Origin of the sequence: Burkholderia sp. MSMB1835, assembly GCF_001526365.1 — a bacterium.
Classification (GTDB): Bacteria; Pseudomonadota; Gammaproteobacteria; order Burkholderiales; family Burkholderiaceae; genus Burkholderia.
This window is the reverse complement of the sequence record NZ_LOYP01000031.1, coordinates 52989-68254: the sequence shown is the minus strand read 5'-3', so window position 1 is coordinate 68254 and position 15266 is coordinate 52989. Positions and strand designations below refer to the sequence as shown.

Annotated in this window: 15 protein-coding genes; 5 read left to right on the top strand and 10 right to left on the bottom strand. The window is 67.6% G+C overall.

The genetic code is table 11. From position 1 onward, the window contains the following. Positions 1-34: 34 nt before the first annotated feature. From WS96_RS13580 to WS96_RS13570, 3 genes are all read right to left on the bottom strand, one after another. Positions 35-823 (bottom strand): TatD family hydrolase, encoded by a 789-nt coding sequence (locus tag WS96_RS13580; protein WP_059833151.1) that lies wholly within the window; start codon positions 821-823, stop codon positions 35-37. 66 nt (positions 824-889) lie between these two features. After that, positions 890-1654, bottom strand: a complete 765-nt coding sequence (gene lolD, locus WS96_RS13575) for a lipoprotein-releasing ABC transporter ATP-binding protein LolD (protein ID WP_179949939.1) — start codon at positions 1652-1654, stop codon at positions 890-892. Next, entirely contained in the window at positions 1647-2900 is a 1254-nt protein-coding gene (locus tag WS96_RS13570) for a lipoprotein-releasing ABC transporter permease subunit (protein ID WP_059833149.1), read from the bottom strand. The genes lolD and WS96_RS13570 overlap by 8 nt, the downstream gene beginning before the upstream one ends. A gap of 148 nt (positions 2901-3048) precedes the next feature. Here WS96_RS13570 and WS96_RS13565 point away from each other — a divergent pair, with 148 nt between their 5' ends. The 5 genes from WS96_RS13565 to WS96_RS13550 all read left to right on the top strand — a co-directional run bounded on the left by WS96_RS13565 (position 3049) and on the right by WS96_RS13550 (position 9769). Beyond that, positions 3049-4125, top strand: a complete 1077-nt coding sequence (locus WS96_RS13565; protein ID WP_059833148.1) for a hypothetical protein — start codon at positions 3049-3051, stop codon at positions 4123-4125. Positions 4126-4139: 14 nt separating this feature from the next. Continuing rightward, positions 4140-5837, top strand: a complete 1698-nt coding sequence (recJ, locus tag WS96_RS13560) for a single-stranded-DNA-specific exonuclease RecJ (RefSeq protein WP_059833146.1) — start codon at positions 4140-4142, stop codon at positions 5835-5837. Between the two features lie 153 nt (positions 5838-5990). Next, positions 5991-7095 (top strand): peptide chain release factor 2 gene (prfB, locus tag WS96_RS32335; protein ID WP_108041952.1). Its coding sequence is split into 2 segments (ribosomal slippage): positions 5991-6071 and positions 6073-7095, totalling 1104 coding nucleotides; the frame shifts between segments, so codons are not numbered across the junction. 73 nt (positions 7096-7168) lie between these two features. Then, complete coding sequence (lysS, locus tag WS96_RS13555) at positions 7169-8695, top strand: lysine--tRNA ligase (RefSeq protein WP_059833144.1); 1527 nt, start codon at positions 7169-7171, stop codon at positions 8693-8695. Positions 8696-9040: 345 nt separating this feature from the next. Beyond that, entirely contained in the window at positions 9041-9769 is a 729-nt protein-coding gene (locus WS96_RS13550; protein ID WP_059833142.1) for a glycine zipper 2TM domain-containing protein, read from the top strand. 147 nt (positions 9770-9916) lie between these two features. Here the strand turns inward: WS96_RS13550 and iscX are convergent, their stop codons facing one another. The 7 genes from iscX to WS96_RS13515 form a co-directional block, all read right to left on the bottom strand. After that, positions 9917-10126 (bottom strand): Fe-S cluster assembly protein IscX, encoded by a 210-nt coding sequence (gene iscX, locus WS96_RS13545; RefSeq protein ID WP_034207749.1) that lies wholly within the window; start codon positions 10124-10126, stop codon positions 9917-9919. Positions 10127-10145: 19 nt separating this feature from the next. Next, positions 10146-10487, bottom strand: a complete 342-nt coding sequence (gene fdx, locus WS96_RS13540; RefSeq protein ID WP_040144570.1) for an ISC system 2Fe-2S type ferredoxin — start codon at positions 10485-10487, stop codon at positions 10146-10148. An 88-nt stretch (positions 10488-10575) separates the two neighbouring features. After that, the gene (gene hscA, locus WS96_RS13535; RefSeq protein WP_059833140.1) at positions 10576-12444 is read right to left on the bottom strand and encodes a Fe-S protein assembly chaperone HscA; all 1869 of its coding nucleotides are present in this window, start codon (positions 12442-12444) and stop codon (positions 10576-10578) included. A 54-nt stretch (positions 12445-12498) separates the two neighbouring features. Continuing rightward, on the bottom strand, positions 12499-13026 hold the full coding sequence (gene hscB / locus WS96_RS13530; protein ID WP_011549462.1) for a Fe-S protein assembly co-chaperone HscB: 528 nt from the start codon (positions 13024-13026) through the stop codon (positions 12499-12501). Positions 13027-13122: 96 nt separating this feature from the next. Then, positions 13123-13446 (bottom strand): iron-sulfur cluster assembly protein IscA, encoded by a 324-nt coding sequence (gene iscA, locus WS96_RS13525; RefSeq protein ID WP_011885413.1) that lies wholly within the window; start codon positions 13444-13446, stop codon positions 13123-13125. Between the two features lie 67 nt (positions 13447-13513). Further along, positions 13514-13921 carry a Fe-S cluster assembly scaffold IscU gene (iscU, locus tag WS96_RS13520; protein ID WP_059510856.1) on the bottom strand — a complete coding sequence of 136 codons (408 nt, stop codon included), beginning with the start codon at positions 13919-13921 and terminating at the stop codon, positions 13514-13516. A gap of 67 nt (positions 13922-13988) precedes the next feature. Next, the gene (locus WS96_RS13515) at positions 13989-15212 is read right to left on the bottom strand and encodes an IscS subfamily cysteine desulfurase (RefSeq protein ID WP_059505759.1); all 1224 of its coding nucleotides are present in this window, start codon (positions 15210-15212) and stop codon (positions 13989-13991) included. Positions 15213-15266 lie beyond the last annotated feature (54 nt).

The window sequence follows — 15266 nt, the reverse complement described above, 5'->3', positions numbered from 1 at the left end:
CCGCCCCTGCCCATGCGGCGCCTTCCGGCAACGATTATGCGGACGAAAGCGCGAGTCGCGGCAGCGCGGCGAGCGCGTTAGCCGAAGTGCATAGGGACAATTCGCCGGCATCGAGCCCGCGCAGTTCGGCGAGCACGCCGCCGATGCGCGGCACCTGGTCGGGCGTATTGCGGGATTTGTATGCCCATTCGGGCGCGATGTCGGGCGCGTCGGTCTCGACGACGAGCGCGTCGAGCGGCAATTCGGCGGCGAGCCGGCGGATCTGCCGCGCGCGCGTGAAGGTCACGTTGCCGCCGAAGCCGAGATGCAGCCCGTGCGCAAGATACGCGTCGGCCTGCTGGAAACTGCCGTTGAACGCATGCGCGATGCCGCGCCGTACGCCGAAACGGCGCAGCCCGGCCAGCACGCGGTCCTGCGACTTGCGCACGTGGCAGAGCACCGGCAGATCGAATTCCCGCGCCAGCCTGAGCTGGCCCTGGTAGAAGAACTGCTGCCGGTCTTCGTCGAGGCCCGGCACGAAATAGTCGAGCCCGATCTCGCCGATCGCGACGAAACGCGGATCGTCGAGACTCGCCTCGATCTCCATGCGCAGCCGGTCGAGATCCGCATCGCGCGCTTGCGGCGTATACATCGGATGGATGCCGAGCGCGTACACCGCGCCCGGCGTGCGGTGCGCGAGTTCGCGCACCGTCGTGAAGTTGTCGCGCCCGATGCTCGGGATCACGATGCGCGACACGCCGGCCGCGCGCGCAGCCTGCGCGACCGCGTCGCGGTCGGCGTCGAACTCGGCGGCATCGAGATGGCAGTGCGTGTCGATCCACATGGCAGCGGTCCTGCGCCGTTGCGCCGTGCCGGACGAGCCGGCGACCGGCCGCACGCGCGTTGCTTCTTACGCCGGCAGCGCCGGCTCCTCGTGCAGCACCCCGTCGCGCAGCCGCATGATGCGGTCGCAGCGCGCGGCGAGATCGGGATCGTGCGTGACGATCACGAAACTCGTTTCGAGCGTCTCGGACAGCTCCAGCATCAGGTTGAACACCGTGTCGGCCGTCGTGCCGTCGAGGTTGCCGGTCGGCTCGTCGGCGAGCACGCACGCCGGCTTCGTGACCAGTGCGCGCGCAATCGCGACACGCTGCCGCTCGCCGCCCGACAGCTCGCCCGGCCGGTGCTTCGCACGCGGGCCGAGACCGACGCGTTCGAGCATCGCCTGTGCCTGCGCGCGCGCGTCCTCGGTCGTCATCCGGCGGATGCGCAGCGGCATCGCGACGTTGTCGAGCGCCGTGAACTCGGGCAGCAGATGATGGAACTGGTAGACGAAGCCGAGCGCGCGGTTGCGCAGCTCGTTGCGCTCGCGCTCGGCGAGTTGCGTAAACGGCTTGCCGAGCAGCGACACTTCGCCGGCGCTCGGCTCGTCGAGCCCGCCCAGCACGTGCAGCAGCGTGCTCTTGCCGGAGCCCGACGCGCCGACGACCGCGAGCTTCTCGCCGCGCCGCACCGTCAGCTCGGTGTTGTTGAGCACCTGCACGTTGAAGCCGCCCTGCACGAACGCCTTCGTGATCCCGCGCGCCTGAAGCACGTATTCCTGCATACCTGCCGAATCCTGTCCGTTGTGTTGTCGTTGTCGTGAATCCGCGAATGCGGTCGCGCGGTCATTCATAGCGGAGCGCCTCCGCAGGCTTCACCTTCGCGCCGCGCCAGCTCGGATAGAGCGTGGCGACGGCCGACAGCGCGAACGCGATCAACCCGATCCGGATCACGTCGCTCGCGACGAGTTCGGACGGCAGTTCGCTGATGAAGTACACGGACGGCGGCAGGAACTGCACGCCGAACAGGTGCTCGATCATCGGGATCAGCCACGGGATGCTCCATGCGATCAGGCAGCCGAGCGCGACGCCGGACGCGGTGCCGACGAAGCCGATCGTCACGCCCTGCACGACGAAGATCTTCATGATCGACCCCGGCTGCGCGCCGAGCGTGCGTAGGATCGCGATGTCGGCCTGCTTGTTGGTCACCGTCATCACGAGCGACGACACGAGGTTGAACGCGGCCACCGCGATGATCAGCGTGAGGATGATGAACATCATCCGCTTCTCGATCTGCACGGCCGAGAACCAGGTCTTGTTCTGCTGGGTCCAGTCGCGGATGTACAGGCTGCCCGACAGCGTATGCGACAGCTCGAGCGCGACCTGCGGCGCCTTTTGCATGTCGGTGAGCCGCAGCCGCACGCCGGTCGGCGCGCTCATCCGGAACAACGCCTCGGCGTCGCGGATGTTGATCATCGCGAGCGTGCTGTCGTATTCGTAGTGGCCCGATTCGAACACGCCGACGACCGTGAACTGCTTCAGGCGCGGCATCATGCCGGCCGGCGTGATCGACCCTTCGGGCGCGACGAGCGTGACCTTGTCGCCGACCGTCACGCCGAGGTTGCCGGCGAGCGCGTCGCCGAGCACGATGCCGAACTGGCCCGGCACGAGCGCATCGAGCTGGCCGGCCTTCATGTCCTTGCCGATGTCCGACACCTGCGGTTCGAGCGACGGCTCGATCCCGCGCAGCATCACGCCGCTCACCGAGTCCTGGCGCGTGAGCAGCGCCTGCGCGTCGACGTACGGCGCCGCGCCGATCACCGACGGATTGCGGCGCGCTTCCTGCGCGGTCAGTTGCCAGTCGGGCATCGAACCCGTCGGCGAGAACACCTCGACGTGCGCGAGCACCGACAGCATGCGGTCGCGCACTTCCTTCTGGAAGCCGTTCATGACCGACAGCACGACGATCAGCGCCGCGACGCCGAGCGCGATCCCGAGCATCGAGACGAGCGCGATGAAGGAAATGAAGCCGTTGCCGGTCGTGCGTTTGCCGGCGCGCGTGTAGCGCCAGCCGATTTGCCATTCGTACGGAAGTTTCAAGCGAATCCTTTCTGCTGGTTACGGCGGGGATGGCGGCCCGCGGCCGGACCGCCATCCGGCGGCAGCCGCCCGGGCGCGATCGAAAAAACGGTCGCCGGACGCGAACGGGCCGTCGGCCGGCCCGATCACGCGCGCAGTTTGCCATACAATGCGCACCATCATGCACGACCGACGCCTCCATTTTCTCGTTCCGTTCGCGCTGCCGTCGGCGGCCGATGCGGCCTCGTCCCTGCACACGCTGGACAGCCCTGCGCTCCAAAAGTTGCTCGCCCGCGCGAGCCTCGTCGAGCGCGTGGCCGGCGAGGACTTCCAGCGCACGCTGCCGCACGAGCGCTGGCTGGCAAGCCGGTTCGGCGCCACGCAAGGCAACGCCGCGGACGAGGCGCCGCTCGCGCCCTACATGCTGCTGGCTGACGGCGGCGATCCCGGCGCGCATGCATGGGCGTGCGTCGAGCCCGTGCACGTCGAAATCGCGCACGATCACCTGGTGCTCGTCGATCCGGCCGCCCTCGCGCTCGACGACGGCGACGCAGCCGCGCTGCTCGCGGTCGCGCGGCCGCTGATCGAGGAGATGGGCGTGCGGCTCGAAGCGCCGAACCCGGCGCGCTGGTATCTGTCGAGCGACCAGCTCGCGCGCCTCGCCGGCGCCGCGCCGCTGCGCGCCAGCGGCCGCAACATCGAGATCTGGTTGCCCCACGAGGCGCATACGGGCGAGCGCTCGCGGATGTGGATGAAACTGCAGAACGAAGTGCAGATGGCGTGGTTCCAGCATCCGGTGAACGAAGCCCGCGAGGCCCGTGGGTTGCCGGCCGTCAATTCGATCTGGTTCCATGCACAGGGCACGCTGAAGCCTGTCGGCAAGCCGTTCGCGCGCGTGCTGTCCGCGTCGCCCGCCGCACTCGGCCTCGCGCGCGCCGCGCAATCCGAAGCGGGCCGCCCGCCCGCGACGTTCGGCGCGCTGCCGGCCGCCGATGGCGCGACGCTCGTCGAGCTGCCGGCGCTGACCACCCCGTTCATCGAGCAGGACTGGGCGCGCTGGCACGACGGGCTCGCCGCGCTCGAGCGCGACTGGTTCGCGCCGGCGCTCGCCGCGCTGCAGAACGGCGAGTTGGCGGCCGTCGATTTCACGCTGTGCGGTGACACGAGCTCCGTGACGCTGCACGCGACGCGCGGCGACCTGCGCAAGTTCTGGCGCCGCCGCGCGCTCGCCTCCCTGTTCGAATAACAACGCCAACCCGTATGACCCGGATCGTTACCCGCCCCGTCGCGCCCGCCGACGCCGAAGCGCTCGCGCGCCACGGCCTGCATCCCGTCCTCGCGCGCCTGTACGCGTCGCGCGGCGTGCAGTCGCCCGTCGACATCGAGACCGCGCTCGCGCGCCTCGTGCCGCCCACCGAGCTGAAAGGCTGCGCCGATGCGGCGGTGCTGCTCGCCGACGCGATCGCCGACAAGCGGCGCCTGCTGGTCGTCGCCGACTACGACTGCGACGGCGCGACCGCCTGCGCGGTCGCGGTGCGCGGCCTGCGGATGTTCGGCGCGCAGATCGACTACCTGGTGCCGAACCGCTTCGAATACGGCTACGGCCTCACGCCCGAGATCGTCGAGCTCGCGGCCGCGCGCAAGCCCGACCTGCTGATCACCGTCGACAACGGGATCGCGAGCGTCGCCGGCGTCGAAGCCGCGAACGCGCGCGGCATCGACGTGCTCGTGACCGACCACCACCTGCCCGGCGACGCGCTGCCCGCCGCGCGCGCGATCGTCAACCCGAACCAGCCCGGCTGCGCGTTCCCGAGCAAGCACCTCGCCGGCGTCGGCGTGATGTTCTACGTGCTGCTCGCGCTGCGCGCCGAGCTGCGCCGCCGCGGCGCGTTCGCGAGCAAGGAAGCCGAGCCGCGCCTCGACGGCCTGCTCGACCTCGTCGCGCTCGGCACCGTCGCCGACGTCGTGCGGCTCGACGGCAACAACCGCGTGCTCGTCGCGCAGGGGCTGCAGCGCATCCGCAACGGCCGCATGCAGCCGGGCGTCGCCGCGCTGTTCCGCGCCGCCGCGCGCGACGCGCGCACCGCGTCGGGCTTCGACCTCGGCTTCGGCCTCGGCCCGCGCCTGAACGCCGCCGGACGGCTGTCCGACATGTCGCTCGGCATCGAATGCCTGATCACCGACGACATCGGCCGCGCGTGGGATCTCGCGCAGCAGCTCGACGCGATGAACCGCGAGCGCCGCGAAATCGAGGCCGGCATGCAGCAGCAGGCGCTCGCCGATCTCGCCGACGTCGATCCGGCCGACGCGTGCACGATCACGCTGTTCAATCCCGCGTGGCACCAGGGCGTGATCGGCATCGTCGCCGGCCGGCTCAAGGAAAAATTCCACCGCCCGTCGTTCACGTTCGCGCATGCCGACGACGAAGGCAAGCGGGTCAAGGGGTCCGGCCGGTCGATCGCGGGCTTTCACCTGCGCGACGCGCTCGACCTCGTCTCGAAACGCGAACCGGACCTGATCGTCGCGTTCGGCGGCCATGCGATGGCGGCCGGCCTCACGCTCGACACCGAAAACGTGCCGCGCTTCGCGGCCGCGTTCGAAGCCGTCGCGCGCGAATGGCTGTCCGACGACGCGCTCGCCCGCGTGATCGAGACCGACGGCGAACTCGAGGACGCGTACTTCACGCCGCAGTTCGTCGGCCTGCTCGACGAGGCCGTCTGGGGACAAGGGTTTCCGGCCCCGCTTTTCTCGGGGGAATTCGACGTCGTGTCGCAGTCGCTCGTGAAGGAAAAGCACCTGAAGCTGCAGCTTGCGCGCGGCCGCCAGCGCTTCAATGCGATCTGGTTCAACCACACCGAGCCGCTGCCGGCGAGCGCGCTGGTCGCGTACCGGCTCGTCGCCGATACGTGGAACGGCGTCACGCGCGTCCAGTTGATCGTCGAACACGCGGCCGGCTGAGCACGCCGCCCGGCCCGCGACGCGCCGCCGCACACGTGCGCGCCGCGCCGGACGGGGCCGTCGACACGCGTGCAGGCACCGTTTGCGTCACCGGGCAACCCTGCCGATCGGCTATAATTCCGCTTTTTTACGAAGCCGGAACAGCGAACGATCATGGAAGCGGAACGTCTCAACGCGATCGAAAGCTCCCTGCTCGACCTGCGCAATCGCGCGGGCGAGCTTCGGGGGTATCTTTGACTACGACGCCAAAGCTGCGCGTCTGACCGAAGTCAACAAGGAACTCGAAGACCCGAACGTCTGGAACGATTCGAAGAACGCCCAGGCGCTCGGCCGCGAGAAGAAGCTGCTCGAAGGCGTCGTCATGACGCTCACCGCACTCGATAGCGACCTGCGCGATGCGCTCGACCTGTTCGAGCTGGCACGCGAGGAAGGCGACGAGGATACGCTGCTCGCGTCGGAGGAAGACGCCGCGAAGCTCGAAGCGCGCGTCGGCGACATCGAGTTCCGCCGGATGTTCTCGAACCCGGCCGATCCGAACAACTGCTTCATCGACATCCAGGCCGGCGCCGGCGGCACCGAGGCATGCGACTGGGCGTCGATGCTGCTGCGCCAGTACCTGCGCTACTGCGAACGCAAAGGCTTCAAGGCCGAGGTACTCGAAGAGTCCGACGGCGACGTCGCCGGCATCAAGAACGCGACGGTCAAGGTCACGGGCGAATACGCATACGGCTTCCTGCGTACCGAAACGGGCATCCACCGCCTCGTGCGCAAGTCGCCGTTCGACTCGTCGGGCGGCCGCCACACGTCGTTCTCGTCGGTGTTCGTCTATCCGGAAATCGACGACTCGATCGAAGTCGAGATCAACCCGGCGGACCTGCGCATCGACACGTACCGCGCGTCGGGCGCGGGTGGCCAGCACATCAACAAGACCGACTCCGCGGTGCGGATCACGCACATGCCGACGGGGATCGTCGTGCAGTGCCAGAACGACCGCTCGCAGCACCGCAACCGCGCCGAAGCGATGGCGATGCTGAAGTCGCGCCTGTACGAAGTCGAGATGCGCAAGCGCCAAGCCGAGCAGGACAAGCTCGAATCGAGCAAGACCGACGTGGGCTGGGGCCACCAGATCCGCTCGTACGTGCTCGACCAGAGCCGCGTGAAGGACCTGCGCACGAACGTCGAAATGAGCAACACGCGGGCGGTGCTCGACGGCGACCTCGACGACTTCATCAGCGCGAGCCTCAAACAGGGCGTGTAAGCGCCGCGGCGCGGCCTGCCCGCGCCGCCCTTTCCGTTCGCGTTGCCGCACCCCACTCCGAATTCCGACCATCATGACCGAATCGACCCAAACGCAGCCCGCCGTCACGGCGGACGACAACCAGATCATCGCCGAGCGCCGCGAGAAGCTGCGCGCGTTGCGCGAGCAAGGCGTCGCCTATCCGAACGACTTCCGGCCCGAGCACCACGCAGCCGACCTGCAGGCCAAATTCGCCGATTCGGACAAGGCCGCGCTCGAAGCGAACCCGGTCGAGGTGTCGGTGGCCGGCCGCATGATGCTCAAGCGCGTGATGGGCAAGGCGAGCTTCGCGACGGTGCAGGACGGGTCGGGCCAGATCCAGTTCTTCGTGACGCCGAACGACGTCGGCGCCGACACCTACGACGCGTTCAAGAAGTGGGACCTCGGCGACATCGTCGCCGCGCGCGGCGTGCTGTTCCGCACCAACAAGGGCGAGCTGTCGGTCCAGTGCAAGGAGCTGCGCCTGCTGGCGAAGGCGCTGCGGCCGCTGCCGGACAAGTTCCACGGCCTGTCCGACCAGGAAATGCGCTACCGCCAGCGCTACGTCGACCTGATCGTCACGCCGGAAACGCGCGACACGTTCCGCGCCCGCACGAAGACGATCGCGTCGATCCGCAAGTTCATGGACAACGCCGAGTTCATGGAAGTCGAGACGCCGATGTTGCACCCGATCCCGGGCGGCGCGGCCGCGAAGCCGTTCGTCACGCATCACAATGCGCTCGACATGCAGATGTTCCTGCGCATCGCGCCGGAGCTGTACCTGAAGCGCCTGATCGTCGGCGGCTTCGAGCGCGTGTTCGAGATCAACCGCAATTTCCGGAACGAAGGCGTGTCGCCGCGTCACAACCCGGAATTCACGATGATGGAGTTCTACGCCGCGTACACCGACTACCGCTGGCTGATGGACTTCACCGAGCAACTGATCCGTCAGGCGGCGATCGATGCGCTCGGCACCGCGACGATCCAGTACCAGGGCCGCGAGCTCGACCTCGCGAAGCCGTTCCATCGCCTGACGATCACCCAGGCCATCCAGAAGTACGCACCGAACTACACCGACGGCCAGCTGTCGGACGACGCGTTCCTGCGTACCGAACTGAAGCGCCTGGGCGTCGACGTGTCGCAGCCGGCGTTCCTGAACGCCGGCATCGGCGCGCTGCAGCTCGCGCTGTTCGAGGAAACGGCCGAAGCGCAGCTGTGGGAACCGACGTTCATCATCGACTATCCGGTCGAAGTGTCGCCGCTCGCGCGCGCATCGGATACGGTGCCGGGCATCACCGAGCGTTTCGAGCTGTTCATGACCGGCCGCGAGATCGCGAACGGCTTCTCGGAGCTGAACGACCCGGAAGACCAGGCCGCGCGCTTCAAGAAGCAGGTCGAGCAAAAGGATGCGGGCGACGAGGAAGCGATGTTCTTCGACGCCGACTACATCCGCGCGCTCGAATACGGGATGCCTCCGACGGGCGGCTGCGGGATCGGCATCGACCGTCTCGTGATGCTGCTGACCGACAGCCCGACGATCCGCGACGTGCTGCTGTTCCCGCATCTGCGCCGCGAAGACTGACGCGTGCCCCCGTATGCGCCGCGCCACGCGGTGCATACGGAGCGGCTTTGTAACCGCGCGTAAATCCTGCCTGCCGGCGTTCGCCGGCTTTCGCTCCTCCCCCGTTTTATTCCCTCGTCGCACCGGCCTTCTCCGGGTTTTCCCGATGGCGCCCGCTGCACCCGTGCTGCAATTCGTTACACCTTGATACGGCGCGCCGCTTGGCCGTGGACGACACTCCTGTTGCGTCACCACGCATGACCACGGGACCAGAACGAGGCGCCGGAACGCCAAGTCTGCTCGCTCCCGAGCGTGGGATCCTGCTTCGGCGCAGTGTGCCGATCCGGATCGACATTGGAGAACAAAATGGACAACCAGAATCAGACCACGCCGCAAAAGCAACGCCTCCACCCGCTCATCGCCACCGCGGCCGGCGCCGTCATCGTCGCCAGCCTCGCAGCGACGGCAGCGATCACGGGCGTATTCCCGAAGGCCAGCAGCAGCAATGAACAGAACGGCCAGACCCAGGCCGCGCTGATCGCGTCGCAACCGGCCGTCGACACGGCCGCGGCTGCCAGCGCCGCACTGGCCGCGCAAGCGCAGCGGCAGGCAGCAGAACAGGCCGCCGCTCAGCAGAAGGCCGCCGTCGCGCAAGCCGAGCCGAAGCCGGCGCCGCGCCCGGCTGCGCCGCATCGCCGTCACACGACCGCCCCGCAGCCGCCGCAATACGCGCAGCAGCCGTCGGCGCCCGCGCAAACCTACTGCCAGAGCTGCGGCACCGTCGTCGCGATCACGCAGACGCGCACGCCGGGCCAGAGCTCCGGGATTGGTGCGGTTGGCGGCGCGGCCGCCGGCGGCCTGCTCGGTAACCAGTTCGGTCACGGCAACGGCCGCACCGCGATGACGATCATTGGCGCGCTCGGCGGCGGTCTCGCCGGCAACCAGGTCGAGAAGCAGGTTCGCGCGGAAACCGACTACCAGGTGCAGGTCCAGATGGAAAGCGGCGCAACGCGCACGTTCACGTACCACAACCCGCCGCCGTTCGGTCAGGGCCAGCGCGTGCGGATCGAGAACGGCACGCTGGTCGGTGCGTAAGCACCGGCGCGTCATCGCCAACGCCCCCGCCCGCGCATCGTGCGCGGGCAGTCCGCCAAAAACGAAAACGGCTCGCGAGCAAACGCTCACGAGCCGTTTTTCATGGGCGCGGCGTGCGCCGTTGCGGCGCATGCCGTGACCGGTCGGTTAGTCTTCGTCGTCGAAATCCGATTCGTCGATCCAGTGCGCCTGGATCGCCTCGAGGATCTTCTCGCCGGAGTGCGCGGGATCGTCGGCGAAGCCGTCGAGTTCGAGCACCCACTGGCGCAGATCGACGAAGTTGATCCGCTGCGGGTCGATGTCCGGGTACTTTTCCGCCAGCGCAATGGCTATTTCACGCGAATCGGTCCATTTCATCGCCTGCCTCCGGTTCCTGTCAGTGATTTTCCTTCGCGTGGTTGATCGAGTACTTCGGAATCTCGACCACCAGGTCCGAATCTTCCTTCACGATCGCCTGGCACGACAGGCGCGACGTCGGCTCGAGGCCCCACGCCTTGTCGAGCAGGTCGTCTTCGTCCTCTTCGGACGGCTCGAGATCGTTGAAACCCTCGCGAATCACCACGTGGCACGTCGTGCACGCGCACGACTTCTCGCACGCATGTTCAATCTCGATCCCGTTGTCGAGCAGGTTGTCGCAAATACTCTTGCCGGGCGTCGCGTCGATCACTGCGCCGTCCGGGCACAGTTCGACGTGAGGCAGCACCACCAGTTGAGGCATGTCCGTTCCGTCAGTCAGGGTGCGGCGGCTGGCGCCGCACGGTTCATCGTCGCGCAGGCCGTTGCCGGCCGATGCGCGGTTCGTGGGTTCAGATCTCGTCGAGCCGGCGGCCCGACAGTGCGCGCTTGATGCTCTTGTCCATCCGGCGCGCCGCGAATTCGTCGGTGCCATCGGCGAGCGCCTTGGTCGCCGCTTCGATCGCATTCGTGTCGTCGCCCTGCGCGAGCGCGCGCAACGCCGCGGCCAGCGCATCGACCTGCTCGCGCTCGCCGGCCTCGAGCAGTTCGCCGTCGGCAGCCAGCGCGGCCTGCGTCGCCTCGAGCATCCGCTCGGCCTCGACTTGCGCTTCGCGCAGCGCGCGGGCGCGCATGTCGATTTCGGCGGTCTTGAAACTGTCTTCCAGCATCTTCGCGATGTCGTCGTCGGCGAGGCCGTACGACGGCTTCACGACGACCGACGCCTCGACGCCGGACAACTGCTCGCGCGCAAACACCGACAGCAGGCCGTCCGCGTCGACCTGATAGGTCACGCGAATGCGCGCGGCGCCCGCCGTCATCGGCGGAATGCCGCGCAGCTCGAAGCGCGCGAGCGACCGGCAGTCGGCGACGAGCTCGCGCTCGCCCTGCACGACGTGAATCGCCATCGCGGTCTGGCCGTCCTTGAAGGTCGTGAATTCCTGCGCACGCGCGATCGGAATCGTCGAGTTGCGCGGAATGATCTTCTCGACGAGGCCGCCCATCGTCTCGACACCGAGCGACAGCGGAATCACGTCGAGCAGCAGCCAGTCGTCGCCGGTGCCGCGATTGCCCGCGAGCAGGTCGGCCTGGATCGCCGCGCCGAGCGCGACGACCTGATCCGGATCGAGGTTCACGAGCGGCGGCTGGCCGAAATACCCGGCAACCGCATCGCGGATCACCGGCATGCGCGTCGCGCCGCCGACGAGCACGACACCCTTGATGTCGGCCGGCGTGACCTGCGCATCGCGCAGCGCCTTGCGGGTCGGCCCGAGCGTGCGCTGCACGAGCGGCTCGACGAGCGACGCGAACGTGTCGTGCGAAATCGTCTGCACCAGATGCGCACCGTTCGACAGCGTCACGTCGAGCGCTGCCTGCGCCGCGGACGACAGCGCCTCCTTCAGCCCCCGCACGCGATCGAGCAGCAGGCGCACGTCTTCGGCCGCGAGCGTCTTCGCGTCGATACCGGCCTGCGCGAGCACGTGATCGAACAGCGCATGGTCGAAATCGTCGCCGCCGAGCGCGGAGTCGCCGCCCGCCGCCAGCACTTCGAACACGCCCTTCGTCAGCTTCAGGATCGACAGGTCGAACGTGCCGCCGCCGAGGTCGTACACCGCGTAAAGGCCTTCGGCCGCGTTGTCGAGACCATAGGCGATCGCCGCGGCGGTCGGTTCGTTCAGCAGGCGCAGCACGTTGAGGCCCGCGAGACGCGCGGCATCCTTGGTCGCCTGGCGCTGCGCGTCGTCGAAGTACGCGGGCACCGTGATCACCGCGCCGACCAACTCGTCGCCGAGCGAATCCTCGGCGCGATAACGCAGCGTCGCGAGAATTTCGGCCGATACTTCGACCGGGCTCTTCACGCCGTCGACCGTGCGGATCTGCACCATGCCCGGCGCATCGACGAATTCGTACGGCGCGTTCGCCGCGCCTTCGACTTCGGCCTTGCCGCGGCCCATGAAGCGCTTGACCGACACGATCGTGTTGCGCGGATCGGTCGCGGCCTGCTCCTTCGCTTCGTGGCCGATGCGGCGGCCGCCCTTCTCGAGGTAACGGACCACCGACGGCAGCAGCACGCGGCCCGCTTCGTCCGGCAGTACTTCAGGCACGCTGTTGCGCACGGCGGCGACGAGCGAGTTCGTCGTGCCGAGATCGATCCCGACGGCGAGCCGCCGCTGATGCGGCGCCGGCGCCATGCCCGGTTCGGAAATTTGCAGTAAAGCCATCTTGGTTCGTTCGGGCGCTCGGCCCGTTTGCTGCGCGTGCCGCAAGGCACGCGGTTAAGTTTCGAGGCGCTCGATCTGCGCGCCCACTTCCGACGCGACCCGTTCGATGAACATCAGCTGACGCACGGCTTCCGCGGCGGCCTGATCGGCACCGCTGTCGAGCAACGTGCCGAGGCGCTCGACGCGCACGCGCTTCTCGTCGCGCAACTCGGCGAGCAATGCGTCGAGCGCGTCGACGTTGCGGGCGGCCGCGGCATCCTCGATGCCCTCGCGCCACTCCATCTGCTGCATCAGGAATGCAGGCTCCATCGCGGTGTTGTTTTCCGCGCCGATGTCGACGCCGCGCAGCGACAGCAGATAGGACGCGCGCTTCAGCGGATCGCGCAGCGTGCGGTACGCCTCGTTCGCGCGGGTGGCCCATTGCATCGCGATGCGCTTTTGCGCGTCGCCGGCCGCCGCGAAGCGGTCCGGGTGCACCTGCGTCTGCACCGTCCGGTAGGCGGCGTCGAGCGCCGCCTCGTCGAGCGCGAATTGCGCCGGCAGGTGAAACAGATCGAAATGGCTGTCTTTCAGCGAAACCATCGTCGCGTTGAATTCCGGTTCGTCGCGCGGCAAACGCCGCACATTAAAAAGGCGGCCCGTGCCGCCTCTTGCCCGCATCGCGCGGAGGGAGCCGCGTCACACGCGGAACGATTCCCCGCACCCGCACTCGTCCTTCACGTTCGGGTTGTTGAACTTGAATCCTTCGTTCAGGCCTTCGCGGGCGAAGTCGAGCTCGGTGCCATCGATATAGGCGAGGCTTTTCGGATCGACGACCACCTTCACGCCATGGCTCTCGAACACCTGATCCTCGGGAGCGAGCTCGTCGACATACTCGAGCTTGTACGCGAGCCCCGAGCACCCGGTCGTGCGAACGCCAAGCCGCAGTCCCACCCCCTTGCCGCGACGGACGAGGTATTTCTGGACGTGCTGTGCTGCTTTTTCGGTCAGTGTAATTGCCATGATGTCCTTGCCGCGGCGTGCCGCCGGGGCCCGCCGCGTTTCCTTCCCTAGCCGCTCTCGATGCCGCTCAGGCTGCTGCCTGATCGCTTTCCTTGGTGTCGTGGCGCTTCTTGTAATCGGCCACGGCTGCCTTGATCGCGTCTTCCGCGAGGATCGAGCAGTGAATCTTCACCGGCGGCAGCGCGAGTTCCTCGGCGATCTGCGTGTTCTTGATCGACAGGGCCTCGTCGAGCGTCTTGCCCTTCACCCATTCGGTGACGAGCGAGCTCGATGCGATCGCCGAACCGCAACCGTAGGTCTTGAACTTCGCGTCTTCGATCACGCCGTCCGCGCCGACGCGGATCTGCAGCTTCATCACGTCGCCGCAAGCCGGCGCGCCGACCATGCCCGTGCCGACCGCGTCGTCGTCCTTCGCGAACGAACCGACGTTGCGCGGGTTTTCGTAGTGATCCAGAACCTTGTTGCTGTAAGACATGACTCAGACTCCTTGACTCGTTACGTCTGCGTGCGTCAATCCGCGCGCGGTTGCATTCAATGCGGTATCAGTGTGCGGCCCATTCGATCGTCGACAGATCGATGCCTTCCTGGTGCATCTCCCAGAGCGGCGACAGTTCGCGCAGCTTCGCGATCTTGCTGTTCAGCAGATCGATCACGAAGTCGACTTCCTGCTCCGTCGTGAAGCGGCCGACCGTGAAGCGGATCGAGCTGTGCGCGAGCTCGTCGTTGCGGCCGAGCGCGCGCAGCACGTACGACGGCTCGAGCGACGCCGACGTGCACGCGGAGCCCGACGACACCGCGACGTCCTTGATCGCCATGATCAGCGACTCGCCTTCGACGAAGTTGAAGCTGATGTTCAGGTTGTGCGGGACACGGTGATCCATGTCGCCGTTCACGTAGGTTTCCTCGATTTGCGACAGGCCGCGCAGCAGCTTGTCGCGCAGCATGCGGATGCGCTCGTTCTCGGTCGCCATTTCCTCGCGCGCGATGCGGAACGCTTCGCCCATGCCGACGATCTGATGCGTCGGCAGCGTGCCCGAGCGCATGCCGCGCTCGTGGCCGCCGCCGTGCATCTGCGCTTCGATGCGCACGCGCGGCTTGCGACGCACGTACAACGCGCCGATGCCCTTCGGACCGTACGTCTTGTGCGCCGAGAACGACATCAGGTCGACCTTCAGCTTCGCGAGGTCGATCCCGACCTTGCCGGTCGACTGCGCGGCATCGACGTGGAACACGATGCCCTTCTCGCGGCAAATCTCGCCGATCGTCTCGATGTCCTGGATCACGCCGATCTCGTTGTTCACGTGCATCACCGACACGAGGATCGTGTCCGGGCGCAGCGCGGCCTTGAACACGTCGAGGTCGATCAGCCCGTCTTCCTTCACGTCGAGGTAGGTGACTTCGAAACCGTCCCGCTCGAGCTCGCGGCACGTGTCGAGCACGGCCTTGTGCTCGGTCTTCACCGTGACGATGTGCTTGCCCTTGCCCTTGTAGAAGTTCGCGGCGCCCTTGATCGCGAGGTTGTCCGACTCCGTGGCGCCCGACGTCCAGATGATTTCGCGCGGATCGGCGTTCACGAGTGCGGCCACCTGCTCGCGCGCTTCCTCGACTGCACGCTCCGCGTCCCAGCCATAGGCATGGCTACGCGACGCCGGGTTGCCGAACTGCTCGCGCAGGTACGGCACCATCTTGTCGACCACGCGCGGATCGACCGGCGTCGTCGCGCTGTAATCCATATAGATGGGCAGGTGGAGAGTCTCTTGGGTCATCTGTCGCTCCGGGTATTCTGTGCAGGGACTATGTGCGTTATGGGGTATGGCGGC

What these genes read in the sequence shown, in the direction of transcription:
- iscX (WP_034207749.1), bottom strand. Translation starts at nt 10,126, where the DNA reads ATGAAATGGACCGATTCGCGTGAAATAGCCATTGCGCTGGCGGAAAAG.
- WS96_RS13550 (WP_059833142.1), top strand. Translation starts at nt 9,041, where the DNA reads ATGGACAACCAGAATCAGACCACGCCGCAAAAGCAACGCCTCCACCCG.
- recJ (WP_059833146.1), top strand. Translation starts at nt 4,140, where the DNA reads ATGACCCGGATCGTTACCCGCCCCGTCGCGCCCGCCGACGCCGAAGCG.
- iscA (WP_011885413.1), bottom strand. Translation starts at nt 13,446, where the DNA reads ATGGCAATTACACTGACCGAAAAAGCAGCACAGCACGTCCAGAAATAC.
- WS96_RS13565 (WP_059833148.1), top strand. Translation starts at nt 3,049, where the DNA reads ATGCGCACCATCATGCACGACCGACGCCTCCATTTTCTCGTTCCGTTC.
- hscA (WP_059833140.1), bottom strand. Translation starts at nt 12,444, where the DNA reads ATGGCTTTACTGCAAATTTCCGAACCGGGCATGGCGCCGGCGCCGCAT.
- iscU (WP_059510856.1), bottom strand. Translation starts at nt 13,921, where the DNA reads ATGTCTTACAGCAACAAGGTTCTGGATCACTACGAAAACCCGCGCAAC.
- lysS (WP_059833144.1), top strand. Translation starts at nt 7,169, where the DNA reads ATGACCGAATCGACCCAAACGCAGCCCGCCGTCACGGCGGACGACAAC.
- lolD (WP_179949939.1), bottom strand. Translation starts at nt 1,654, where the DNA reads ATGAATGACCGCGCGACCGCATTCGCGGATTCACGACAACGACAACAC.
- WS96_RS13580 (WP_059833151.1), bottom strand. Translation starts at nt 823, where the DNA reads ATGTGGATCGACACGCACTGCCATCTCGATGCCGCCGAGTTCGACGCC.
- hscB (WP_011549462.1), bottom strand. Translation starts at nt 13,026, where the DNA reads ATGGTTTCGCTGAAAGACAGCCATTTCGATCTGTTTCACCTGCCGGCG.
- fdx (WP_040144570.1), bottom strand. Translation starts at nt 10,487, where the DNA reads ATGCCTCAACTGGTGGTGCTGCCTCACGTCGAACTGTGCCCGGACGGC.
- WS96_RS13515 (WP_059505759.1), bottom strand. Translation starts at nt 15,212, where the DNA reads ATGACCCAAGAGACTCTCCACCTGCCCATCTATATGGATTACAGCGCG.